The 22,620-nt window shown below is 44.6% G+C and carries 20 protein-coding genes and 1 other annotated feature; of the genes, 10 read left to right on the plus strand and 10 right to left on the minus strand.

Annotated elements, in window-relative coordinates:
• Positions 1 to 9 precede the first annotated feature (9 nt).
• Together R7Q41_RS11085 and R7Q41_RS11090 are read left to right on the plus strand one after the other, a co-directional pair.
• Positions 10 to 351 carry a DUF2799 domain-containing protein gene (locus R7Q41_RS11085; RefSeq protein WP_005381912.1) on the plus strand — a complete coding sequence of 114 codons (342 nt, stop codon included), beginning with the start codon at positions 10 to 12 and terminating at the stop codon, positions 349 to 351.
• 114 nt (positions 352 to 465) lie between these two features.
• Positions 466 to 738 carry a hypothetical protein gene (locus R7Q41_RS11090; RefSeq protein WP_005381911.1) on the plus strand — a complete coding sequence of 91 codons (273 nt, stop codon included), beginning with the start codon at positions 466 to 468 and terminating at the stop codon, positions 736 to 738.
• 51 nt (positions 739 to 789) lie between these two features.
• Here R7Q41_RS11090 and murQ read toward each other — a convergent pair whose 3' ends face one another.
• Positions 790 to 1,719 (minus strand): N-acetylmuramic acid 6-phosphate etherase, encoded by a 930-nt coding sequence (gene murQ / locus R7Q41_RS11095; RefSeq protein WP_005381910.1) that lies wholly within the window; start codon positions 1,717 to 1,719, stop codon positions 790 to 792.
• 36 nt (positions 1,720 to 1,755) lie between these two features.
• The gene (locus tag R7Q41_RS11100) at positions 1,756 to 2,868 is read right to left on the minus strand and encodes an anhydro-N-acetylmuramic acid kinase (RefSeq protein ID WP_318144495.1); all 1,113 of its coding nucleotides are present in this window, start codon (positions 2,866 to 2,868) and stop codon (positions 1,756 to 1,758) included.
• Between the two features lie 99 nt (positions 2,869 to 2,967).
• Here R7Q41_RS11100 and nagZ point away from each other — a divergent pair, with 99 nt between their 5' ends.
• The 3 genes from nagZ (at position 2,968) to tyrA (ending at position 6,384) form a co-directional block, all read left to right on the plus strand.
• The gene (gene nagZ / locus R7Q41_RS11105; RefSeq protein ID WP_318144496.1) at positions 2,968 to 3,951 is read left to right on the plus strand and encodes a beta-N-acetylhexosaminidase; all 984 of its coding nucleotides are present in this window, start codon (positions 2,968 to 2,970) and stop codon (positions 3,949 to 3,951) included.
• A gap of 207 nt (positions 3,952 to 4,158) precedes the next feature.
• The gene (locus R7Q41_RS11110; RefSeq protein WP_005381904.1) at positions 4,159 to 5,235 is read left to right on the plus strand and encodes a 3-deoxy-7-phosphoheptulonate synthase; all 1,077 of its coding nucleotides are present in this window, start codon (positions 4,159 to 4,161) and stop codon (positions 5,233 to 5,235) included.
• Between the two features lie 21 nt (positions 5,236 to 5,256).
• Entirely contained in the window at positions 5,257 to 6,384 is a 1,128-nt protein-coding gene (gene tyrA, locus R7Q41_RS11115; protein ID WP_213966866.1) for a bifunctional chorismate mutase/prephenate dehydrogenase, read from the plus strand.
• A 77-nt stretch (positions 6,385 to 6,461) separates the two neighbouring features.
• Here the strand turns inward: tyrA and R7Q41_RS11120 are convergent, their stop codons facing one another.
• The 3 genes from R7Q41_RS11120 to ettA all read right to left on the minus strand — a co-directional run bounded on the left by R7Q41_RS11120 (position 6,462) and on the right by ettA (position 9,760).
• The gene (locus R7Q41_RS11120; RefSeq protein ID WP_005381900.1) at positions 6,462 to 7,463 is read right to left on the minus strand and encodes a M23 family metallopeptidase; all 1,002 of its coding nucleotides are present in this window, start codon (positions 7,461 to 7,463) and stop codon (positions 6,462 to 6,464) included.
• 39 nt (positions 7,464 to 7,502) lie between these two features.
• Positions 7,503 to 7,862, minus strand: coding sequence for a PilZ domain-containing protein (locus R7Q41_RS11125; RefSeq protein WP_031781006.1), 360 nt, complete (start codon positions 7,860 to 7,862; stop codon positions 7,503 to 7,505).
• Between the two features lie 230 nt (positions 7,863 to 8,092).
• Positions 8,093 to 9,760, minus strand: coding sequence for an energy-dependent translational throttle protein EttA (gene ettA / locus R7Q41_RS11130; protein ID WP_005381894.1), 1,668 nt, complete (start codon positions 9,758 to 9,760; stop codon positions 8,093 to 8,095).
• A gap of 364 nt (positions 9,761 to 10,124) precedes the next feature.
• Between ettA and sltY the strand changes: the two genes are divergently transcribed.
• Together sltY and trpR are read left to right on the plus strand one after the other, a co-directional pair.
• Positions 10,125 to 12,071 (plus strand): murein transglycosylase, encoded by a 1,947-nt coding sequence (gene sltY / locus R7Q41_RS11135; RefSeq protein ID WP_042521869.1) that lies wholly within the window; start codon positions 10,125 to 10,127, stop codon positions 12,069 to 12,071.
• A 13-nt stretch (positions 12,072 to 12,084) separates the two neighbouring features.
• Positions 12,085 to 12,393 carry a trp operon repressor gene (gene trpR / locus R7Q41_RS11140; RefSeq protein WP_005381892.1) on the plus strand — a complete coding sequence of 103 codons (309 nt, stop codon included), beginning with the start codon at positions 12,085 to 12,087 and terminating at the stop codon, positions 12,391 to 12,393.
• A gap of 110 nt (positions 12,394 to 12,503) precedes the next feature.
• Here trpR and yjjX read toward each other — a convergent pair whose 3' ends face one another.
• From yjjX to bamD, 5 genes are all read right to left on the minus strand, one after another.
• Complete coding sequence (gene yjjX / locus R7Q41_RS11145; RefSeq protein WP_025768441.1) at positions 12,504 to 13,037, minus strand: inosine/xanthosine triphosphatase; 534 nt, start codon at positions 13,035 to 13,037, stop codon at positions 12,504 to 12,506.
• A 24-nt stretch (positions 13,038 to 13,061) separates the two neighbouring features.
• On the minus strand, positions 13,062 to 14,240 hold the full coding sequence (gene pheA / locus R7Q41_RS11150) for a prephenate dehydratase (RefSeq protein ID WP_017636154.1): 1,179 nt from the start codon (positions 14,238 to 14,240) through the stop codon (positions 13,062 to 13,064).
• A 12-nt stretch (positions 14,241 to 14,252) separates the two neighbouring features.
• Positions 14,253 to 14,374 (minus strand) — a sequence feature (Phe leader region).
• 108 nt (positions 14,375 to 14,482) lie between these two features.
• On the minus strand, positions 14,483 to 14,809 hold the full coding sequence (hpf, locus tag R7Q41_RS11155) for a ribosome hibernation-promoting factor, HPF/YfiA family (RefSeq protein ID WP_005381889.1): 327 nt from the start codon (positions 14,807 to 14,809) through the stop codon (positions 14,483 to 14,485).
• Between the two features lie 325 nt (positions 14,810 to 15,134).
• The gene (locus tag R7Q41_RS11160; RefSeq protein ID WP_318144497.1) at positions 15,135 to 16,616 is read right to left on the minus strand and encodes a lytic transglycosylase F; all 1,482 of its coding nucleotides are present in this window, start codon (positions 16,614 to 16,616) and stop codon (positions 15,135 to 15,137) included.
• A gap of 148 nt (positions 16,617 to 16,764) precedes the next feature.
• Positions 16,765 to 17,493 carry an outer membrane protein assembly factor BamD gene (gene bamD / locus R7Q41_RS11165; protein ID WP_005381876.1) on the minus strand — a complete coding sequence of 243 codons (729 nt, stop codon included), beginning with the start codon at positions 17,491 to 17,493 and terminating at the stop codon, positions 16,765 to 16,767.
• A gap of 136 nt (positions 17,494 to 17,629) precedes the next feature.
• Here bamD and rluD point away from each other — a divergent pair, with 136 nt between their 5' ends.
• The 3 genes from rluD (at position 17,630) to clpB (ending at position 22,055) form a co-directional block, all read left to right on the plus strand.
• The gene (rluD, locus tag R7Q41_RS11170; RefSeq protein WP_005381875.1) at positions 17,630 to 18,607 is read left to right on the plus strand and encodes a 23S rRNA pseudouridine(1911/1915/1917) synthase RluD; all 978 of its coding nucleotides are present in this window, start codon (positions 17,630 to 17,632) and stop codon (positions 18,605 to 18,607) included.
• A 1-nt stretch (position 18,608) separates the two neighbouring features.
• Positions 18,609 to 19,337, plus strand: a complete 729-nt coding sequence (gene pgeF / locus R7Q41_RS11175; RefSeq protein ID WP_042521874.1) for a peptidoglycan editing factor PgeF — start codon at positions 18,609 to 18,611, stop codon at positions 19,335 to 19,337.
• Between the two features lie 144 nt (positions 19,338 to 19,481).
• Positions 19,482 to 22,055: an ATP-dependent chaperone ClpB gene (gene clpB, locus R7Q41_RS11180; RefSeq protein ID WP_005381873.1), complete on the plus strand. Its 2,574-nt coding sequence runs from the start codon at positions 19,482 to 19,484 to the stop codon at positions 22,053 to 22,055.
• Positions 22,056 to 22,620 lie beyond the last annotated feature (565 nt).

Genomic DNA, 22,620 nt, shown 5'->3' on the forward strand with positions numbered 1-22,620 from the left:
GGAAGAACCATGAAAAAGGTAACGGTAGGTCTGGCACTGGCTTTACTTGCAGGATGCACAGCAACGACAGCAGATCTTGCCAAGTCGGGAGATTGGCATCAGATCGGATATCAAGATGGCATAACCGGACACACATCGCGCACGATGAGCGAGCTTCGTGAGTTGGGTAGTGTTAAGCAAAGTGACTACGACCAAGGTTATTTAGAAGGTTTACGTGAGTACTGTAATCCTGCTTTTGCGTATCAAATGGGGTTATCTGGTCAGTATTACGAAGGGGTTTGTGAAGGTACTGAGCAAGCGCAAAAATTCCGCATGGAATGGCAACGTGGTTGGAATGAATACTCAAATTAATAGTCAATAAAGCCGTTGTTACACTGTCTGCATCACATAAATGTGGCAAAATCTTCCTTATTAAACTATGTTCATATTGCTTGATAGTGAGCACAGAAAAAAAGGAATCACATTATGTCAACGCAAATGGCTGGTGGCTGGAGTCCATTTCATGAACTCACAGCAGAGAATAAAGAAGTATTTGCTAAAGGTATCGAGGGGTTTGTCGGTGTCAAATACTCCCCTTTGGTTGTGGCTACTCAAGTCGTAGCCGGACAAAACTATGCGTTTTTCTGTAATGCAGAAGTTGTCTACCCTGGAGCACAACCATACCCAGCAATGGTTCATATGTTCAGTGACCTTGAAGGTAAAGTCGGTATTACTCACATTGAACGATTGAACTACTAAATTAAGCCATAAAAGGCGCCTGACTTTTAAATAAGTGAGGCGCTTTATTGATTAAGATTGATTAGTTTGCGCGATCACGACTTTTCTTAAATATCCTTGCTTGGCGTTCAGTTGCTCAGTCGCGCTTTCTCTATCCAGCCCGGTTAAAATCATCAAAATCGCTAACTTGGCGTCGTAGTCCGTTTCTTTGAGCGCCGTTTTAGCCTCTTGGTTAGTACAATCTGTTGCTTGCATAACAATACGAGCCGCTCTTGCAACTAGCTTTGCATTCGTCGCTTTCACATCTACCATTAAGTTCTGATAACTTTTGCCTAGGCGAATCATGCTTGCGGTAGTGAGCATGTTCAGTACGAGTTTTTGTGCTGTCCCTGATTTTAAGCGAGTGGATCCCGTTAACGCTTCAGGTCCAACAACGGGGCTAATCGCAATATCAGCAATATCTGCAATCGGAGAGTCAGGGTTACAAGATAGTGCTACAGTGGTGGCACCAAGCTCGTTCGCATACTCTAAGCCACCAATCACGTAAGGTGTTCGTCCACTTGCCGCAATACCAACGACGACATCGCGTTGTGTTAGCGTATTCTCTTTAAGATCTTGCTCGCCTAATGTAGGGTCGTCCTCCGCCCCTTCTTTTGCACGGAACATTGCCTCTTTTCCACCGGCAATAATACCAACGACCATCTCTGGATCTGTGCCAAAAGTTGGTGGGCATTCTGAAGCGTCCAAAACGCCAAGTCGACCACTGGTACCCGCACCGATGTAAAACAACCGACCTCCGACCTTAAATGCTTCCGTGATCTTATCAACGGCTTCAGCGATCTCAGGCAACACTTTTTCAACGGCAAGAGGAACGAGTTTGTCCTGTTGGTTGATGCGTTGAACAATATCGAGAGAAGGCAGCAAGTCGATGTCCATGGTGTCTGGGTTTCGCCCTTCAGATACCAGATGGGATAAAGCTGCGATAAGTGCATCGTTCGTCATAATGAATTAAGCCTTTTTGTTTAGGATCTATTGCCCTTAATTTTTTGAATAGAGTACACCCAGTGAAGCGAGACGACTTGCCCCCGTAACTTCCGGTAAGTTGCTAGGGAGGTCGTGAATATGGCGCTGCGCAAGCCAAGCAAACGCCATTGCTTCCATGTAGTCGCCATCAATGCCTTTTTCTGCCGTTGTCGCAACGCTCCATTGTGGCAATAACTTAGCTAGTCGCTGCATCAAAAGTGGGTTTCTTGCTCCACCGCCACAGACCAATAGTTGAGGTGTGATGCCATGAGAAAACTTGTCGACTTCGTTGGCAATGGTAATTGCAGAATACTCGCAAAGTGTACGTTGTACGTCTTCGATTGGTAAATTGTGATGGGCCAGTTGTTGATGCAGCCAGTCAATATTGAACAGTTCTCGTCCGGTACTTTTAGGGGCTGGCATGGCGAGGTAAGCTTCTTTGAGTAATTGAGTCAACAAAGTAGCGTTTACCGTTCCTTTAAGTGCAAATTGTGCATCTTCGTCGAAGCTTTGCCCTTTATGCAGCGCACACCATGCGTCCATCAACATATTGCCCGGGCCTGTGTCATAGCCAATGACTGGTTGTTCTGGATGCAGTACAGAGATATTGGCAATGCCTCCAATGTTAAGCACCACAGTTGTGGAATCCTGCATCGCAAAAATGCTTTTATGGAAAGCAGGGACGAGTGGGGCACCTTGTCCACCTAGCGCCATGTCTTTACGACGAAAATCCGCTACCGTATCAATGCCTGTCTTGACCGCGATAATGTTGGCATCGCCCAATTGAGTGGTAAACGGCAAGTTTCCGGTAGGCTGATGGAACACTGTTTGACCGTGATTACCAATCGCACGAATTTGCTCTGCGACGTAACCAGACTTATTGAGCAGCTGTAACACGGCATCTGCAAATAGGTGGCCGAGCTGGTGGTCAAGTTCACCTATGGTTTTTAAATTTGTTGCTTGACCGGTACAAACAGATAACAGCATGTCTTTTAGCGCTGCGGGCATTGGGTAGTCGTCGTGCGCAATCAGGCGAACATGCTCATCGCTTATTTCAACTAGAGCGGTATCAACGCCATCCATACTCGTTCCAGACATCACACCAATGTACAGTTCGTTAAATTTCATAGCCGATCTCGTCAATTCTTCATTCACTTATTGTAAAGCAAATCTGAAGCGAATAACCTCATCGAATACGAGATATTCAGCCGATTTTGAGGAGAAAACATGGGACCGTTATGGGTTGACGTTGCGGGGTATGAACTGACCGCTGAAGACAAAGAAATCTTGGAGCATCCTACGGTTGGTGGCTTAATTCTATTTGCTCGCAACTATCATGATAGCGAACAGCTTCAAGCACTTACTCAATCCATCCGAAAGGCGGCTAAGCGCCCGTTTTTGATCGGTGTGGATCAAGAAGGCGGCCGAGTGCAGCGCTTTCGTGAAGGTTTCTCATTAATTCCTGCTGCTGATGAGTACGCTAAACATCAAAATGGTGAAGAGCTTGCTCGTATGGGCGGTTGGTTAATGGCAGCAGAGCTGATTGCCCATGATATTGATTTAAGCTTTGCCCCGGTACTTGACCAAGGCCATCAATGTAAAGCGATCGGTAACCGCGCATTCGGTGAAGATGCCGATACCATTCTTCGCTATAGCACTGCATATATGCAGGGAATGAAGAGTGTTGGCATGGCAACGACAGGCAAGCACTTCCCTGGACATGGTGGCGTGATTGCAGACTCACATCTAGAAACACCATACGATGAGCGCAGTGATATTTTTGAACAAGATATGGCGATCTTCAAAGCGCAAATTGATGCCGGTGTTTTAGATGCCATGATGCCTGCTCACGTGATTTTCCCACATTATGATGCTCAACCAGCCAGCGGTTCTGAATACTGGTTAAAACAGGTCCTGCGTCAGCAATTGGGTTTTAAAGGTTTGGTTTTTTCGGATGACTTGACCATGGAAGGCGCTGCGATTATGGGCAGCTCAGCCGAGCGAGGTGCTCAAGCATTGAGAGCTGGTTGCGATATGTTGTTAATGTGTAATAAACGAGAAGCGCACGTTGAGGTATTAGACAACTTACCGGTTTCAACCGTGCCACTCGCGGATGGATTACTGAAAAAACAGTCATTTTCTCCAAGCGAACTTAAGCTATCTCAAGAGTGGAAAGCGGCGAGTGAAGCGATGAAACGCTTGACTAGCTAAACCTCTTGTAAAAGATTCAAAACAGCGATGAGAAGCCAAAGTTAATTATACTTTGGCTTTTCATTTGACTGTAAGCTTAAGTTTACACTAAATGTTTTTTATTCTGTACGCTTGTTTTTCTTTTTTAGCCTGTTATCTTGTCGTTAAAGCTTAGTTGTCTCACCAAAGGTTTGGTTGGGTGTAAAAATAAATATACAGGTTAGAGTTATGCAGAAAAGTGAGTTGAGCAATATTAATATTATCGAAGAACAGGTTCTTATTACTCCGGAGGAACTAAAAACCAAGCTTCCTTTGAGTGAAAAAGCACGTCGCTTTATTCAAGAGTCTCGTCAAACTATCGCTAATATTATTCACAAGAAGGATCACCGCCTGCTTGTTGTATGCGGTCCATGTTCTATCCACGACGTAGAAGCGGCGAAGGATTACGCAAAGCGACTTAAAGCACTCTCTGAACAACTAAGTGACCAACTGTATATTGTTATGCGTGTTTACTTTGAGAAGCCGCGCACCACGGTCGGCTGGAAAGGCCTGATCAATGACCCACACCTAGACGGCAGTTTCGATATTGAACACGGTCTGCATGTTGGACGCGAACTTCTGGTGGAGTTGGCAGAGATGGAAATCCCGCTCGCGACTGAGGCTCTAGACCCAATTAGCCCACAATACTTGGCGGATACTTTTAGCTGGGCAGCCATCGGTGCTCGTACGACGGAGTCACAAACTCACCGTGAAATGGCAAGCGGCCTGTCTATGCCAATCGGTTTTAAGAATGGCACCGATGGCAGTTTGGCAACCGCAATTAACGCGATGCAAGCTGCGTCCTCTAGCCACCGTTTTATGGGAATTAACCGTGAGGGACAAGTCGCACTGTTGACCACCCAGGGCAATGCTAATGGACATGTGATCTTACGTGGCGGCAAGCAAACTAACTACGATTCGGTATCAGTCACTGAGTGTGAGCAAGAGATGGCGAAATCTGGTCTTGATGCTTCATTAATGGTGGATTGCAGTCACGCCAACTCACGTAAAGATTACCGTCGCCAGCCATTAGTCGCGGAGGATGTGATTCATCAAATCCGTGAAGGCAATAAATCTATTATCGGTCTTATGATTGAAAGCCATATCAATGAAGGAAATCAATCTTCTGACTTAGCTCTTGAAGAGATGAAATACGGTGTATCTATCACTGACGCATGTATCAATTGGGATTCAACTGAGGCACTATTACGTCATGCACATGAAGAGCTAGTGCCTTTCTTAGAAAATCGTCTAAAGGCTAATTAATACAGGATTTAAGGAACATCAATGGCAGTTGAACTTAACGCATTACGCGATCAGATTGATGCAGTCGACAAGCAAATGTTGGAGCTATTGGCTCAGCGTTTAGCGCTCGTAGAGAAAGTTGGGGAAGTAAAAAGCGAACATGGTTTGCCAATTTATGCTCCAGACCGCGAAGCGGCGATGTTAGCTTCTCGTCGCGCTGAAGCTGAAAAAATGGGAATTCCTCCACAGCTTATTGAAGATATTCTGCGTCGAACAATGCGTGAGTCTTATGCCAGCGAGAAAGATTCCGGTTTTAAGTGTTTGAACCCTGATTTACGCTCAGTTGTTATTATTGGTGGTAATGGTCAATTGGGTGGCCTGTTTGGGCGTATGTTCAAATTGTCGGGCTACCAGGTCAAAGTTCTCGGCAGTAAAGACTGGGATCATGCGGATGAGATTCTAGACAACGCGGGTTTAGTCGTGGTCACGGTGCCGATTCATCTAACGGAAGGGGTGATCGAAAAACTGGGGAACTTGCCGCAAGACTGCATTCTGTGTGACCTGACTTCTATCAAGTCGGAGCCTCTGCAAGCAATGTTGAATGTGCACCAAGGTCCTGTGGTTGGTTTGCACCCAATGTTTGGCCCAGATGTTCCGAGCCTTGCCAAGCAGGTTATTGTGTACTGTGATGGCCGTGGTCACGAGCATTACCAATGGCTATTGCAACAGTTTGGGATTTGGGGCGCAAGCTTGTGCCAAATCGATGCACAAGAGCACGATCATGGCATGACGTTGATTCAGGCGCTGCGCCACTTCACGTCGTTTGCTTACGGTATGCACCTTAGCAAAGAGAATCCGAACATCGATCAGTTGTTGAAGTTAAGCTCGCCAATCTACCGCCTTGAATTGGCGATGGTGGGACGACTGTTTGGTCAGGATCCGAACTTGTACGGTGATATCATTTTCTCTTCTCAAGAGAATATCGATATGATCAAGCGATTCCATCAGCGTTTAGGTGATGCGGTAGCGATTCTGGATAGCAGAGACAAAGCGCGATTCATCGAAAGCTTTAAGCAGGTGAGTGATTGGTTTGGTACTTATTCTCAACAATTTATGAATGAGAGCCAAAACTTACTCAAACAGGCGAATGATAATATTCATCGCGGCTAATCACGGGTCATTTAGCCGTGCAGAGTCCGAAACAAAAAGAGCAGCGTAAGCTGCTCTTTTTCGTGTTGATGGACAAATCAGTTCGTCGCAGTATTACTCGTATCTTCACTTGATACTGTGTTGATACTGGTATCGCGATAGGGTGAATTGGTTAAATTGACTTGTAGACGTACAACGTTATCAATCAATTGAACCAAAGGTCCCCATTTCACTTTTTTCTCTTTTTCAAAGACGTCATTGAAGTTTTCTGGCGTCCACTCCATTAAGTATTGAGGGTTGAGTGCTCGTCCGAGGAAGCGTACTTCATAGTGCAAGTGTGGCCCTGTGGAGTTGCCAGAGTTACCGCATTGAGCAATGATGTCGCCTTTACTAACAAACTGACCGCTTTTCACTTTGAAGCGTTGTAGATGAGCAAAGGAGCTCATAAAGCCAAATGAGTGACGAATGGTGACATAGTTACCATAACCACGATTGCTCGGGCGAACGGTTTCCACCACACCGTCAGCCGGTGCCAGGATCTCTTCTCCTCTTTTACAAGTCAGATCGATACCAGTATGAACATGCCTCTTACCTGAAATCGGATTAATACGACTGCCGTAAGAAGAAGAAATACGTTGGTATGTGACTGGACTGTCATTTGGTATCAAACGGAACATCGTCGCTCGAACAGCAGAATCGATAGCGGCTGCGTCAATTCGCTCCTCTAACCCCATGCTGTTCTCATCGATCATCAACTCTTCGTCTGCGAGACCTAAAACCGATTCAACGTCGAATACCCGTTTGCCCAATAGCTGAATTTGATTGTTTTTGTCCGTCAAAGACTGGGAAAGCGAATGATTGGTATCAAGCTGTTCTTCGTAAAGAGCCGTCACTTCGGCCTTTTCACTTTCCAGTTTGGCGATGATTTGTGTTAATTCGTCTTTATTGTGCATCTGCTGCTGATTAAGGTACCACGCGCCACCAACGACGGCGGGTAATGCCAATACTGAAGCAAATACTGCTAGGACCGAACTGCGGCCCAAATAGAACTGCTGATCGCCGTCTTTCGTCGGGATCTGCATGATGATTTTTTTAGACATAGTTATTGTTACTTAAATAGGCGTTCATTTATTTTTCTCCTAAAAACCAGAGAGGTGCTCTAACTCTCGATTCAGAAGGTCGTTATTGCCTACATTCAATTCTATAAATCGTTTTAGTTGGCTAATGCTTTCGATGTCTACCTTAGCGATCTTCAACCTAATCTCACACTTAGAAACATTCACAATTTGCGCTTTTAACGTAATCACTTGTTCGGATTGATCAAATGAAAAAGTCACATGGACTGGAAGGGTTGGATCCAAAGCCTCAGTCTCTTCCACTTTCATGAGTAAACCATGCAAGGAAAGATCTTGAATCCTAGCTTCAATTGCCAAGTCACGTTGTTCTATCTTAGCTGGAGCTTGATGGAGAATACGTGAAAAGCGTCGTCTCTCTGTCATATGAATATTCTCGTCAGGTCGTCAAACAGAATTGAATAGTATATCAATACGAACAAAAAGTGTTCGATTGTTGTTTGAAAAGTGTCGAGGTCGCTACAGAGTGACGTAAGTGCAATGTCATGTTCTTAACGAACGAGACGGGTTAATGAGCTCTTTTTATAACAAAGAAAACAAAGGCCGCTATGATAGCGGCCTTTGTACAAATTACAATCAAACTTTGTGGGTTGCGATTACTTCGCAATACGCTTGTATTTGATACGGTGTGGTTCTGCGGCTTCAGGACCCAATGTTTTCTTCAACCAATCCATGTACTCTGTGTAGTTACCTTCGTAGAAGTTAACTTGGCCTTCGTCACGGTAGTCAATGATGTGGGTCGCGATACGGTCAAGGAACCAACGGTCGTGCGAGATAACCATTGCACAACCAGGGAACTCTAGTAATGCTTCTTCTAGAGCACGCAGTGTTTCAACGTCAAGGTCGTTGGTTGGTTCGTCGAGTAGCAACACGTTGCCGCCCGCTTTAAGCAGCTTCGCAAGGTGGACACGGTTACGCTCACCACCCGATAGTTCACCAATAATCTTTTGTTGGTCACTGCCTTTAAAGTTAAAGCGTGAACAGTATGCGCGAGCTGGGATTTCGAAGTTGTTGATCTTAATGATATCAGCACCTTCAGAGATCTCTTGGAATACGGTTTTAGAATCGTCCATGCTGTCACGGAACTGATCGACCGATGCCAGTTTTACTGTATCGCCCATCTCAATTGTGCCCGAGTCTGGTTGTTCAGTACCACTTAACATCTTGAATAGCGTCGATTTACCTGCGCCGTTCGCACCGATGATACCAACAATTGCACCTTTAGGGATGCTGAATGACAGGTCATCAATCAGAACACGACCGTCAAATGACTTGGTCAGGTTCTTCACTTCAATAACCTTATCACCTAGACGCTCACCAGGTGGGATAAACAGTTCATTGGTTTCATTACGTTTTTGGTGATCAGAGCTTTGCAGTTCTTCAAAGCGAGCCATACGTGCTTTTGACTTCGCTTGACGACCTTTAGGGTTTTTACGTACCCACTCAAGCTCTTTCTCGATAGTCTTTTGGCGAGCACTCTCTTGGGAGGCTTCTTGTTGTAGACGAGCGTCTTTTTGCTCCAGCCATGAGGTGTAGTTGCCTTCCCATGGGATACCTTCACCACGGTCCAGTTCTAAGATCCAGCCCGCAGCGTTATCTAGGAAGTAACGGTCGTGGGTGATGGCTACTACGGTACCTGTGTAATCCACTAAGAAGCGCTCTAGCCAAGCCACTGATTCTGCATCTAGGTGGTTGGTAGGCTCATCAAGCAGTAGCATGTCTGGCTTAGAAAGTAGCAAGCGACAAATAGCCACACGGCGGCGTTCACCACCTGATAGGTGCGCAATTTTTTGGTCCCATTCAGGTAAACGAAGTGCGTTTGCCGCACGCTCAAGCGCATTTTCTAGGTTGTGGCCATCTTTCGCTTGGATAAGGGCTTCTAGCTCGCCTTGCTCTTTTGCAAGTGCGTCGAAGTCTGCATCTGGTTCAGCGTATGCTGCGTAGACTGCGTCCAAACGTTTCAGAGCGTCAGCAACGTCAGCAACCGCTTCTTCAACAACTTCACGAACGGTTTTTGATTCGTCTAATACTGGTTCCTGAGGTAGGTAACCTACGTTTAGACCAGGTTGTGGACGCGCTTCACCGTCGATATCCGTGTCGATACCTGCCATGATACGTAGCAGTGTGGATTTACCTGCACCGTTCAGACCTAAAACACCGATTTTCGCACCAGGGAAGAAGCTCAGAGAGATGTCTTTAAGAATTTGACGCTTAGGTGGCACAATTTTGCTCACCCGCGACATGGTATATACGTATTCAGCCATTGCCGATCGTTCCTAAATTAACTGTCATTCAAACCCATCATTTTATACCAAGTGCTTTGTTTTTGTTACCGCATTGCAAGAATTTCCCTAACGAATGGATTTCTTATTTTGAGCTGACCGGAAACTTACACGGTTAGGGTATACACTTTTGTTATTCGTTAAGAATGACGAAGTGTTTTCTATGCGAGTTAGAAACGCTTTGTCTCCATCGTCTTAAAAGTTTGACGAGTACAATTTTTAATACACTAAGTTGCTTTACATGGACATCTGCATTCTGTGTAAATAGATGCATGTGTGAAAATTGCCTTAACATCACATGAACTCTAACAAAACTAGGCTTTAGGGCAGTATATGTCTGGGGAAAATGACACAAATGAGATTCAACGTATCTGAATTGGCTAAAAACGTATGCTGCGCCGCCGCGTTGTGTGCTATGAGTTTGAGTGCTAATGCCGCGCTGAGTTTGGAAAAGCAGCGCGAAGTATATGAGCAAGCTCAAGATTTATTAGATAAAAATGACATCGACGGATACCTTTCGATTCGTCCTAAAATTTCTGACTATCCACTAACGCCTTATGTGGATTACCGCACTTTTATTAGACAGTTACCGGAAAAGTCACCACAACAGGTGAACGAGTTTATTTCTGAGCACGAGTCTTTTCCATTTTCTCGTCGAGTTCGCGCTCCATACCTCAATCATCTTTATAAGCAAAAAGATTGGAAAACCATTACTGAGTTTCAAAAAGTCATTCCTAGTGGTGAGCGTTACCAATGTATTTTCTACGTCGCTCAATTAAAGCAAGGCAAGAAAGTCGCGGCGTTTAAAGGGGCTGAACATATGTGGTTACGTGGCATCAGCATTGCTGATGAGTGTGACCCATTATTTGCAGCATGGGACAAGGCGGGTGAGCGTACCGATGAACTGATTCTACAGCGTATGTTACTGGCGTTTGATGCTCGTAATGGCGGTTTGATGAGTTACTTGCTCAAACTGCCTAAATCAGCGCAGGCAAAGCAACAAGCCAAAGAAATGAAAGCGTTGTTTGATAATCCTTCAAGTGTTGCGGAATTCGCGAAGAAAAAACCTGCGAATGATTTTAATCGAGCGCAAAGTGAATATGCGTTAGAAAAGTTGGCTCGCATGAACACTAGCCAAGCACAAGGTGCGTACGATGCTGTCATTAAAGGACAGAAGTTTTCTCCAGAAAAAGCGCAAGAACTTGCCGACTATATTGCATTTCGATTGACTCGTACGGAGTCTGAGTCATTAGCTAAATGGCGCGATGATAAAACGAAAACCAGTCAGTACTTACCGTTGATTGAAACGCGCATCCGCTTAGCGATTCAAAATGCAGATTGGAAAGGCGTACAAGAGTGGATTGCTGTTCTAAATAAAGAAGAACAAGCCACGCTACGCTGGCAATATTGGCTTGGAAGAAGTGAAATAGCGTTAGGTGATGACATCGCGGGGAAACAGCGTTTAGCAACTCTGCTTGGGCAACGAAACTTCTACAGTGTGGCTGCCGCCAATGCAATCGGGCAATCAATCAAATACCCAACGCATACGGTTAAGTTGGATAAGAAAGTTGTTCAACCCTATCAAGACTCGTTAGCTCGTATCGAAGAGTTGATCGCGACGGATAAAATCGCAGCAGCGAAGAGTGAATGGGCACACTTACTGCGCCGCGTAGGGAAAGATGAAAAGGCGATGTTGGCGGCTTATGCATCATTTAAACGTTGGCATCACCTAACGGTGACCGCGAGTATTCAAGCGCAGATGTGGGATAATATCGAACTTAGGTTCCCAATAGCACACCGCTGGTGGTTTAACTTTTATGCGAAAAAGCACAACATTGATCCCGTCACGATGATGTCTCTCGCTCGACAGGAAAGTGCGTTAGATGTTGAAGCCCGCTCTCCAGTTGGCGCTCGTGGTCTTATGCAGATCATGCCTGCGACGGCGAAGTACACGGCACGTAAATATAAGTTGAGTTATCAAGGTACGCAGGATCTCTACAATGTAGGAAAAAATATCGAAATTGGTAGCCATTATTTGCAAGGTTTATTAGAGGATTACGATAATAATCGTATTTTTGCTCTTGCTGCTTATAATGCAGGTCCTAACAGAGTAAAAACGTGGCGAGAGCGTACCCAAGGAAAAGTGGATGCTTATGCCTTTATTGAGGCAATTCCATTTAAAGAGACGCGCGGTTATGTACAAAACATCTTGATGTTTGAAACATACTATCGTGATCTTTTGGGTATCGATGGCGCGTTCTTGAATCAACATGAGATCAATACCAAGTATTGAGTGAGGTAACTTGATGTCGCACGAACCCGAGTACAAAGACTGGCAACAGATTATTGAGCTAATTCGAACAAGTATGGGCACCCAGCAAGATGACATGCTGTTAACAATGCTGATGTCACGTGATGAGAGAGAGTCATTAATATCACGCGTTAATATAATTAACGAACTTCTTAAAGGAGAATTATCTCAACGTCAGATCAGTCAGATGCTTGGTGTGGGCATTGCCACCATTACTCGTGGCTCTAACGAACTAAAGTCGAAATCTGATGAAGAAAAAGACAAGTTGAAAGTCTTGTTAGAACAAGTTGCGGTATCTAAGTAGACAGTATATCCAATTTGCTTTTAGGCCTTGGTGTTACAATTGACTAAGATAACGTATTACAAAGGGCGGAAATATCCGCCCTTTTGCGTATCTAGAGAATAGGCTGAGTGTTATAAATTTGAAGGAAAGTGCTCAGGGTTTGTGAATGGAATCAAAGCCAGAATCAAGGCTTGGTGATAGACCGAGCTTCGAGTTAGCTGGTTTTGGGTTAGTAGGCTAATAGCGCCACCTTTCTGTTTGATGTTATCAGTACCAAACACTTTGTCCATTACATCTCCCAACTCATTCGCATCCTTGAGTTTTTCCAAGACTTTTGGCGGCAACATTAAGCTTGCAGAACGAGATTCACCGCGGTGAGTCTCTGACTCAACCACCATCCAAGCAAACGTCACGTTTGCTTCAATTCCCGCTTCGAGACCGACATAGTAATCCGCGTTTGGCATCTCTACTTTTGCGTTTTTAACGCGGTTTAGCGCACCACGATGAGTTTCTTCATTCGTCATGGGCTGATCTGCGACCTCACTCGGTACACTGATGCCAACGAAGTTGAACTCTTGATGCGGAAATGCATTACGAAATGCACTTTGAACTGCATTAATTTTGGCTGGGTTTAGCGATGCGATTACGACTTTTTGGGTTGCCATGATCTTTTTACTCACTGGTGTCTATTAACTCAATTTTACTTGCGTAGGCTTTACGTTCTCACTCGGGTAACAGCCTAATACTTTCAAGTGCTTAGTGATTTTTGTTAGCTCTTCAAGTGCCTGTTGCATTTCTGTCGAAGCAAGATGTGATGTCAAGTCTACGTAGAACATCTCTTCCCACGGGTTCCCCATAATTGGGCGTGATTCCAGCTTGGTCATATTGATGCCGTAACGTTGCAGCACTAATAGTGTTTCAACCAATGAGCCTGCCTCTTGGGAGGTCGACATGATCAATGTGGTTTTTGCTGGAATCTGAGTAGAAACTTCAACCGGTTTACGAGCAACCACGATAAAGCGAGTATGGTTTTCGGTTTGGTTTGCGATGTTGCCTTGAATTGCTTGCAAGCCATATAGCTTACCGCTTGATGCATTACCAATTGCAGCCACATCATCACGATCCATCTCTTGGACTTTCTGCATTGCATCTGCTGTGCTCGCGCAGGATTCCAGCTTTACCCCTTTCATACGGCTTAAAAACTCACTGCACTGTTGGTGTGGCTGAGGGTGAGAATACAGCGTTTTAATATCTTCCAGACGAATGTCTTTTTTCGCAACCAAGCAGTGTTCGATTGGTTGAGTTAGCTCTCCAACGATGTAAAGCGTCGTGTGTTGTAGTAAGTCATACACTTCATTAATAGAGCCTGAGCTGGTGTTTTCGATTGGCAGAACGCCATAATCAGCATGGCCAGATTCAACCGTTTGAGTCACTTCTTTAAAGTGCTCGCAGTTGAGCTCGATAAGCTCCGTATTTTTACGACTGAAGTATTCGCGACTTGCCAAGTGCGAATAAGAGCCTTTGGCTCCTAAAAAAGCGACGCGAGCAAGTGGCTTACGGCTTTGCTGTGGGTTAACGAGATTTTGCAGATAACTTTGTTGAAGCAGAACTGAGTCTTCAATGATGGTATGGAAAAGTTTGGTGATGTACTGCGCGTCAAGTTCGTATTTATCTTGGCCATTAGAAATCAGCTTGACCAATAATTGCTGTTCACGGACGGCGTCGCGAACAGGCTTTGAGGTTTGTACTTTGCTTTTGGCTACTTCAATGCTGAGTTTACGGCGCTCAGACAATAAGCTGAGAAGTTGGTCATCCAACTCATTCAAGCGTAAACGAATTTCTTCGAGGGAAATAGGTTGGTCAGTCATCAATTCTTTCCTTATAAAAAAGCCTCCCGATTTGGGAGGCTTTCTGTTTGTTTTTGACTTTTCTTTCACAAACGAGTTCGCCCCTCCAACTATGGGAGGAAAAAGAAGTCAAAAATAAACAGTGAGGTTAAATGCATAAATAGTGCTTAATTTATGAGTGTTTAAACACAATAAGCAAGGCTGGGGAGAGCGTCAAGCAAAAAAATAGCGCCTTTCGGCGCTATTTCCTCAATATGTTCAGTTTACTCTTCTTCTTCCACTAGCTCAGGCTTACTTGCACGTCGAGCTTCAGGTTTGTGGGTCAGCTTGTTCAATTGTCGTTCTAGTTTTTGCTCCACTTCGTTGATAGCTGCGTAAAGATCTTCGTGAGTTGCTGAGGCAATGAGCTGGCCTTTAGGAACTTTGATAACCGCTTCGAATTTCTTCTGTTTGTTTGGTTCCTCACTGAAAGTTGCTTGGCAACCAATTAGGTCTACTTGCCATTTCTCCAGTTTTTTAAATTTGCTCTCAATATGAGCTCGGATTGCAGAGGTGATTTCGATGTTTTTGCCAGTGATATTCATTGTCATAAGTGTTTTTCCTCTGTTGCATCCCTCATGGGTTGAGTTCAGATTACCGCTTTAAGCATAAAAAAATGTGATTCAGATCATTATTTTGCTCGGGTTTTTTATGATGAAAAATGAATGTGATCTCACTCAAGAACTTCTGAGATTTATCGTGAAATTGCTTGTTATCGGTTAGTAAATCCGTAGATTGGATAGAGTACTCAGCTGAAAACGGCCTCGTTTTTAGGGAAGTTTTACGGCCTAATATTTGAGGTGGTTAAAATTTAACTACACGTAAGGTGTGATGACGATCACTGAGTCTTTCCAATGAATCCATTTAAAAAGCCGCTTACTGTACAAGCGGCTTTTTACTGTCTGGCATTTGGCTGACTTTTCGTAGCGGTATCATGAAAATGGGGTCTTTTGGGGCTAGTGAAACCCTTTCTAGACTTTTGACTTGGTCCAAGCTTTCTAGTTGTTTGTATATTATGTAGTAGCGATTAATGCTTGTGACGTACCCAACCGTTGAGCTTAAACTTTTCCGCATAACGACTTCAACGTTATTAAACCAAACATTAGGATCGTAACCTTGTTGGGCTGCACGCTTACGAATACGCTCTACATTGCCGGGGCCCGCATTGTAAGCCGCCAATGTAAAGTAGAGTTTATTTTGTGCAGTAATATCAGGGTCACTGAAGTACTGCTTACGCAAAAAAGCTAAGTATTTCACTCCAGCATGAATGTTGTTTTCTAATTGTCGAACATTTTTGATATTGATATTCGGATCTTGAGCGGTGCGAGGTAGGACTTGCATTATGCCAACGGCACCTCGACTTCCAACTAGGTCGTTATTAAATCCTGATTCCTTGTAAGCGATTGCAGCGATCAGTAAATAGTCGATATCGTATTTCTCACCATAGCGTGAAAATAGCGCCGCGAGTTTTTCTAGTTGAGCAATTTTCTTAGGGTTAAGAGCTCTGTTCAACCATCCCGTATTATCGATGTATTTACCGTAAATAACGTTACCGAGTAGTGTCCCAGAGCGAGACTTCTGGATGAACTTATTCACGACGGCTTTTAATTTGGGACTATTTTCTCGCATTGCCCAAGCAATTTTGCCATTTTTGCGGATAGGGATTTTTTTGTGAACCCGAATATCATCCATCACTTTCAGCCAAAGCTTGGCTTTATGGCTATCGAGAACAATGGCTTTGACGTAACCATTGTTGAGCATTCCGACCAGCTCATAATCTTGAAGTGTTTCTTCAATAAAGTGCACGATAACAGGCGGTAAGCCTTTTTTGTTTAGTTTCTTATTTAGTGTCTGAATGCTTTCAAAGTAGCTAGAACTGGCGCGCACCCAAATCTCTTTGCCGCTCAATTGTTCGATTTTCGTCATCGTTGGTGTGCTTTTGTTTGTCACTACCCACTCTTGAATACCAGTGAGGATGGGTGAACTGAACTCCACTTTCTGTTTGCGCGTGTCGGTAATAGTCAGGTTGGCGACAACTAAGTCACCTGAACCGTTTTCTAAGGCTGGCAGTAGCTGGTCGCGGGCAACAGGAATAATTTGTACGTTAAGCTTTGGTTTGAGTTTACGAAGGTCTTTTTCGAAATGCGCCAGCAATTCTGCGCCTATGCCTTTTGGTGTGCCGCCCTCAATGTAGTAAAAGCCTAAATCAGCAGAAACTAAGACGCGCAGTACATTCTTCTCCTTGATGACATCGAGGTCTCCGGTATAAGGAGGCTGTTTGAGCGGCGAGATTTGCAGTGCGCAAACGGAAGCAGACAATAGGAGCAGCATAACTGCGCAAAGCTTAGATATCGTCACGTTCACATCCTTTTTATAAAGGGGGGAGGAGAACTTTAAGCATATGTGGAGCTAGGAAGATCATCAAGAAAGGGCTGAATACACTATTGAGAGTAATAAAAAACCGCCACGGTAAAAACGGTGGCGGTTCAGTTTAAAGCAAGTTCAATTACTTCACAGGGTTGAGCTCGATAAGCTTTTCAGTTCTTGCTACGGCGTCTTCCAAACCAAGTTGCTTGTAGGCCTCTAGCTGGATAGTCAGTGACTTACGTGCAGCTTCTGTGTCTGGATACGCTTTTTGCAGCTCTTGGCTGCGATTAATAGCAGCGACCCAAGCTTCACGGCGAAGGTAGAAGTCAGCAGTCGCTAAATCATAGTTCGCTAGACGGTTTTTCAGCGCGACCATACGTTTTTGTGAATCTTCTGCATATGGGCTATTCGGGTAGCGTTGAAGTAGTTTTTTGAAGTCATCAAACGCTTTTTTTACCGGTTCAGGATCGCGATCGCTTCGATCTACGCTGAATAAATCATGCATAAAGTTACGATCTTGCGCCATGTGGCTTAGACCTCGCATGTACAGCACCCAATCCATCTTTTCATGGGTTGGGTTTAAACGCATAAAGCGAGAAATGGTTGCCAAGCCCAAAGCAAGGTCGTCGTTTTTGTAGTACGCATAGATTAGGTCAAGCTGCACCTGTTCTGAGTAGGCACCGAATGGGTAACGTGAGTCTAATGCTTCCAGTTTCTCAATTGCAGAAAGCCAATTACCACTTTGAAGAGAAATCTGTGCGTCTGCATACAGTTCCGAAGGCGGCACATCAGGAACGATTTCTTCTTTGCTTGCACATCCAAACAGAAGGGATACCGCTAAAAGGCCTGTTAAAGTCTGACGTTTCATATCAGGAGTCTGTTCCTTGAATCTAAATATTTCTTAAGCTGCCGTTACTTTCTTTCCAGTAACAGATACAATGACGTAATAGTCTATTTTTTCACAGTCGTGAGCATTAGTCTCACAGTTTTTAAAAAAGTTCGATATGGCTCAGCAGATTGTATTAACAAATACCGTAAAAGATAGCCAGTTAGGTCAACGTTTAGACCAAGCTATCGCCGAATTATTCGCGGACTTCTCTCGCTCGCGCCTAAAAGAGTGGCTGCTTGATGGGAAAGTTCAAGTTGATGGTGAAGTTGTCACTAAACCTCGTACCAAAGTAATGGGTGGCGAGGAAATTACATTGCAAGCCGAGTTAGAAGATGAAGAACGCTGGGAAGCGCAAGATATCCCGCTAGATATCGTCTATGAAGATGAAGATATTATCGTTATCAACAAACCTCGTGACTTTGTGGTTCATCCGGGCGCTGGTACGCCTGATGGCACTGTACTTAATGCGTTGTTGCATCATTACCCTGATATTGCAGAAGTACCTCGTGCAGGTATCGTGCACCGTTTGGATAAAGACACAACGGGTTTGATGGTGGTGGCGAAAACCGTTCCTGCACAAACTCGTCTGGTTCGCGCACTGCAAAAACGTAATATTACTCGTGAGTACGAAGCGATAGCTATTGGTCGTATGACAGCGGGCGGTAAAGTGGATCAACCTATTGGTCGTCACTCTACTAAGCGCACGCTTATGGCGGTAGCACCAATGGGCAAACCAGCAGTAACGCACTACCGTGTTGCTGAACGCTTCCGCGAACACACGCGTATTCGCTTGCGTCTAGAAACGGGTCGTACGCACCAGATTCGTGTGCACATGTCTTACCTTCAGCATCCGTTGCTCGGTGATATTGCATATGGTGGACGTGCTCGCATCCCGACAGGTGCGTCTGAAGAGCTAACGGCAATGATCCGGGGTTTCGATCGCCAAGCATTGCACGCAGTAATGCTGCGCTTTGAGCACCCAATTACGGGCGAAGTTCTTGAGTTTCATGCTCCAGTGCCTGATGACATGGTTGTGATGACTGAAGCGCTTCGTCAAGATACAGAAGAGCACGGCTTACCGGAAGAATTCTAATATGAAGACGATCATTCCGAATTGGCCAGCGCCTAAAAATGTCAAAGCTTTCGCCTCAACACGCATAGGCGGATTTTCGACAGGCCCTTACCAAGGGCTAAATTTAGGTACTCACGTTGGGGATGATTTGTCTTTAGTAGAGAAGAACCGAGCTTGGTTGGCGCAACAGGCAAGCATGCCAAATGCGCCAATCTGGTTAAACCAAACGCATTCAACCGTTGTGGCTCAAGCAAATGAACCAACAACACAGGTGCTTGATGCGGATGGTGTATTTACTTCTTCAAGCCATGTTATTTGTTCAGCGATGACCGCCGATTGTTTACCTGTATTATTGACTAATACACAAGGTACGCAAGTAGCCGCTGTTCACGCAGGTTGGCGCGGCTTAGCAAATGGCATTGTCGAAAATGCGTTAGCGTTGTTTTCTGGTGAAGTGATAGCTTGGCTTGGCCCCGCCATTGGCCCTCAAGCCTTCGAAGTGGGTGAAGATGTTCTGCAAGCTTTTGTTGATTTTGATTCACAGGCGAATCAAGCATTTGCTCCACGCGATATCGACGGTAAATGGTTTGCTGACATGTCGGTGCTGGCAACGCAACGTCTAAACCGGGCTGGTGTGACACAAGTGTTTGATTCTGGACTTTGTACTTACCAAGATAAAGCCTCTTTTTACTCTTATCGCCGTGATGGTAAGACTGGTCGACAAGCAACCTTTATTTGGATCGAAGACTAGCTATAAGCACCAAAGTGCTAAGATGCATACTACTATTTTTGCAAAGCTATCTTTATTCATTCACTCCCTTGAAATTCCCCTCCTGAGTATCCATCTTTCTAACTGTCAAAAGAATTTCCTTTAGTTGAGGTTAGGAAGGTAGATATGCGTCTTGATCGATTCACAAGTAAGTTTCAAATCGCTATCTCTGATGCTCAATCACTAGCGTTAGGGCGCGATCATCAATATATCGAGCCAGTTCACCTCATGGTGGCTTTGCTTGATCAAAATGGCAGTCCAATTCGTCCATTGCTTACTATGCTGGATGTGGACGTAACGCATTTACGCTCTAAATTGAGTGAAATGTTAGATCGATTACCAAAAGTCAGTGGCATCGGTGGGGATGTTCAGCTCTCTAGCTCGATGGGCACATTGTTTAACCTGTGTGACAAAGTGGCGCAAAAGCGTCAAGACTCCTATATCTCGTCTGAAGTCTTCCTGCTTGCCGCTTTAGAAGATCGCGGACCATTGGGGCAATTGCTCAAAGAGATCGGCTTAACAGAGCAAAAAGTCAGCCAGGCAATCGAAAAGATCAGAGGTGGTCAAAAGGTCAATGATCCGAATGCAGAAGAGCTTCGTCAAGCATTGGAAAAGTTCACCATAGACCTTACCGAACGTGCAGAGCAAGGTAAATTGGATCCGGTTATCGGCCGTGATGATGAAATCCGTCGTACTATCCAGGTATTGCAGCGTCGTACTAAAAACAACCCTGTGATTATCGGTGAACCAGGCGTAGGTAAGACAGCAATTGTTGAAGGCTTAGCGCAGCGCATAGTTAACAATGAAGTACCTGAAGGTCTGCGTGGTCGCCGTGTGCTATCACTGGATATGGGCGCACTGGTTGCTGGCGCGAAATACCGTGGGGAATTTGAAGAGCGTTTAAAATCAGTATTGAATGAACTTGCTAAAGAAGAAGGCAACGTCATCCTCTTCATTGATGAACTACACACTATGGTCGGTGCTGGTAAAGGTGAAGGCTCAATGGATGCGGGCAACATGCTAAAACCGGCATTAGCTCGTGGTGAGCTGCACTGTGTTGGCGCAACAACATTGGATGAATATCGTCAGTACATCGAAAAAGATGCAGCATTAGAACGTCGTTTCCAAAAAGTGCTGGTGGATGAGCCGACCGTTGAGGATACCGTGGCGATTTTACGTGGCTTGAAGGAGCGTTATGAGCTTCATCATCACGTCGAAATTACCGACCCAGCGATTGTTGCTGCGGCGAGTTTGTCACATCGCTATGTCTCCGACCGTCAGTTGCCGGATAAAGCGATTGACTTGATTGACGAAGCGGCTTCAAGCATTCGTTTACAAATTGACTCTAAGCCAGAGTCCTTGGATAAGCTTGAGCGTAAAATCATCCAACTCAAAATTGAGCAACAAGCACTAAGTAACGAGCACGATGAAGCGAGTGAAAAGCGTTTGAAAGCGCTTAATGAAGAACTCAATGAAAAAGAACGTGAGTACGCTGAACTAGAAGAGGTTTGGAATACAGAAAAAGCAGCTCTTTCTGGCACTCAACATATTAAGTCTGAGCTTGAACAAGCTCGTATGGACATGGAGTTTGCTCGCCGTGCTGGCGATCTAAACCGTATGTCGGAGCTTCAATATGGTCGTATTCCTGAACTTGAGAAGCAGTTAGATCTTGCAACCCAAGCTGAAATGCAGGAAATGACGCTATTGCGTAATAAAGTAACCGACAACGAGATTGCAGAAGTACTTTCTAAGCAAACCGGCATTCCGGTATCCAAGATGCTAGAAGCGGAAAAAGAGAAACTACTTCGTATGGAAGACGTGCTGCATAATCGTGTGGTAGGGCAAAGCGAAGCGGTCTCTGTTGTATCGAATGCCATTCGTCGTAGTCGAGCTGGGCTTTCTGATCCAAACCGACCAATTGGCTCCTTCTTATTCTTAGGTCCAACTGGTGTGGGTAAAACAGAGCTTTGTAAGACACTTGCGAGCTTTATGTTCGACAGTGAAGATGCGATGGTCCGTATCGATATGTCTGAGTTCATGGAGAAACACTCAGTGGCAAGATTGGTGGGTGCGCCTCCAGGCTATGTCGGATATGAAGAGGGTGGTTACTTAACGGAAGCGGTTCGTCGCAAGCCGTATTCGGTAATTTTGTTAGACGAAGTAGAGAAAGCGCATCCGGATGTATTTAACATTCTGCTGCAAGTTCTCGATGATGGGCGTTTAACGGATGGTCAAGGTCGTACTGTTGACTTCCGTAATACGGTTGTGATCATGACATCGAACTTGGGCTCATCTCGTATCCAAGAGAATTTCGCAACATTAGACTATCAAGGTATCAAGAGTGAAGTGATGGATGTGGTTAGCAAACACTTCCGCCCAGAGTTCTTGAACCGTGTTGACGAAATCGTGGTGTTCCATCCACTTGGTCAAGAGCACATTAAGTCCATTGCTTCTATTCAATTGGAACGTTTGGCGAAACGACTAGAGGAGAAAGGCTATCAACTAGAAGTTTCCGACAAAGCACTCGATTTGATCGCTCAAGTTGGTTTCGATCCTGTGTATGGTGCGCGTCCTTTAAAACGTGCAATTCAGCAGAATGTCGAGAACCCGTTAGCCAAATCAATTCTTTCTGGTGAAATCGTTCCAGACAAGACAGTGCAGCTAATTGTTACTAATGACCAAATTTGTGCTCATCAATAATTGTATGGATACAGTAAAATTGAGATAAAAATCACACTAAAGGGGCCGTTTGGCCCCTTTTCTATAGTTTTTTAGAGTCTTTTGTCTGTTTTCTATACGAATAAACTAAAAAGGTGAGTTTTTTTAAAAAATGCACTTGTGTTCTTTAATGAACACCCTATAATGCGCCTCCGTTGTCACGGGAAAGCAAGTGAAGCGGAACCTAAACAACTACGGTTAGTGAGTTAAAATTAACTCGCAGATAAATAACTTAAAAAAGTGTTTGACACGATAAGTTATCTAGCTAAAATAGCCGTCCACTTTGAAGAGAACTTCGAAGTGTGCTCTTTAAAAATATAGACCTATCAATCTGTGTGGGCACTCGTTGATGATAATCCAATTAGAAGCTTAGGCTTCAAATTAGGTTTCAATGATACGAAGTGACCATTGAATCGAAAGATTCAGCACAGTCAATTCAAACATTACTTCTGCTATTAATTAGCGAAAGGAATGTTCAGTATTCATTGAGCCGAACAAAATCTTAAATTGAAGAGTTTGATCATGGCTCAGATTGAACGCTGGCGGC

The organism is Vibrio sp. 2096 (assembly GCF_033339595.1).
Taxonomy (GTDB): Bacteria; Pseudomonadota; Gammaproteobacteria; order Enterobacterales; family Vibrionaceae; genus Vibrio; species Vibrio alginolyticus.

Bases quoted from the DNA above. Each gene is read 5' to 3' on its own strand.
- R7Q41_RS11085 (WP_005381912.1), top strand. From the start codon at position 10: ATGAAAAAGGTAACGGTAGGTCTGGCACTGGCTTTACTTGCAGGATGC.
- R7Q41_RS11090 (WP_005381911.1), top strand. From the start codon at position 466: ATGTCAACGCAAATGGCTGGTGGCTGGAGTCCATTTCATGAACTCACA.
- murQ (WP_005381910.1), bottom strand. From the start codon at position 1,719: ATGACGAACGATGCACTTATCGCAGCTTTATCCCATCTGGTATCTGAA.
- R7Q41_RS11100 (WP_318144495.1), bottom strand. From the start codon at position 2,868: ATGAAATTTAACGAACTGTACATTGGTGTGATGTCTGGAACGAGTATG.
- nagZ (WP_318144496.1), top strand. From the start codon at position 2,968: ATGGGACCGTTATGGGTTGACGTTGCGGGGTATGAACTGACCGCTGAA.
- R7Q41_RS11110 (WP_005381904.1), top strand. From the start codon at position 4,159: ATGCAGAAAAGTGAGTTGAGCAATATTAATATTATCGAAGAACAGGTT.
- tyrA (WP_213966866.1), top strand. From the start codon at position 5,257: ATGGCAGTTGAACTTAACGCATTACGCGATCAGATTGATGCAGTCGAC.
- R7Q41_RS11120 (WP_005381900.1), bottom strand. From the start codon at position 7,463: ATGTCTAAAAAAATCATCATGCAGATCCCGACGAAAGACGGCGATCAG.
- R7Q41_RS11125 (WP_031781006.1), bottom strand. From the start codon at position 7,862: ATGACAGAGAGACGACGCTTTTCACGTATTCTCCATCAAGCTCCAGCT.
- ettA (WP_005381894.1), bottom strand. From the start codon at position 9,760: ATGGCTGAATACGTATATACCATGTCGCGGGTGAGCAAAATTGTGCCA.
- sltY (WP_042521869.1), top strand. From the start codon at position 10,125: ATGACACAAATGAGATTCAACGTATCTGAATTGGCTAAAAACGTATGC.
- trpR (WP_005381892.1), top strand. From the start codon at position 12,085: ATGTCGCACGAACCCGAGTACAAAGACTGGCAACAGATTATTGAGCTA.
- yjjX (WP_025768441.1), bottom strand. From the start codon at position 13,037: ATGGCAACCCAAAAAGTCGTAATCGCATCGCTAAACCCAGCCAAAATT.
- pheA (WP_017636154.1), bottom strand. From the start codon at position 14,240: ATGACTGACCAACCTATTTCCCTCGAAGAAATTCGTTTACGCTTGAAT.
- hpf (WP_005381889.1), bottom strand. From the start codon at position 14,809: ATGACAATGAATATCACTGGCAAAAACATCGAAATCACCTCTGCAATC.
- bamD (WP_005381876.1), bottom strand. From the start codon at position 17,493: ATGAAACGTCAGACTTTAACAGGCCTTTTAGCGGTATCCCTTCTGTTT.
- rluD (WP_005381875.1), top strand. From the start codon at position 17,630: ATGGCTCAGCAGATTGTATTAACAAATACCGTAAAAGATAGCCAGTTA.
- pgeF (WP_042521874.1), top strand. From the start codon at position 18,609: ATGAAGACGATCATTCCGAATTGGCCAGCGCCTAAAAATGTCAAAGCT.
- clpB (WP_005381873.1), top strand. From the start codon at position 19,482: ATGCGTCTTGATCGATTCACAAGTAAGTTTCAAATCGCTATCTCTGAT.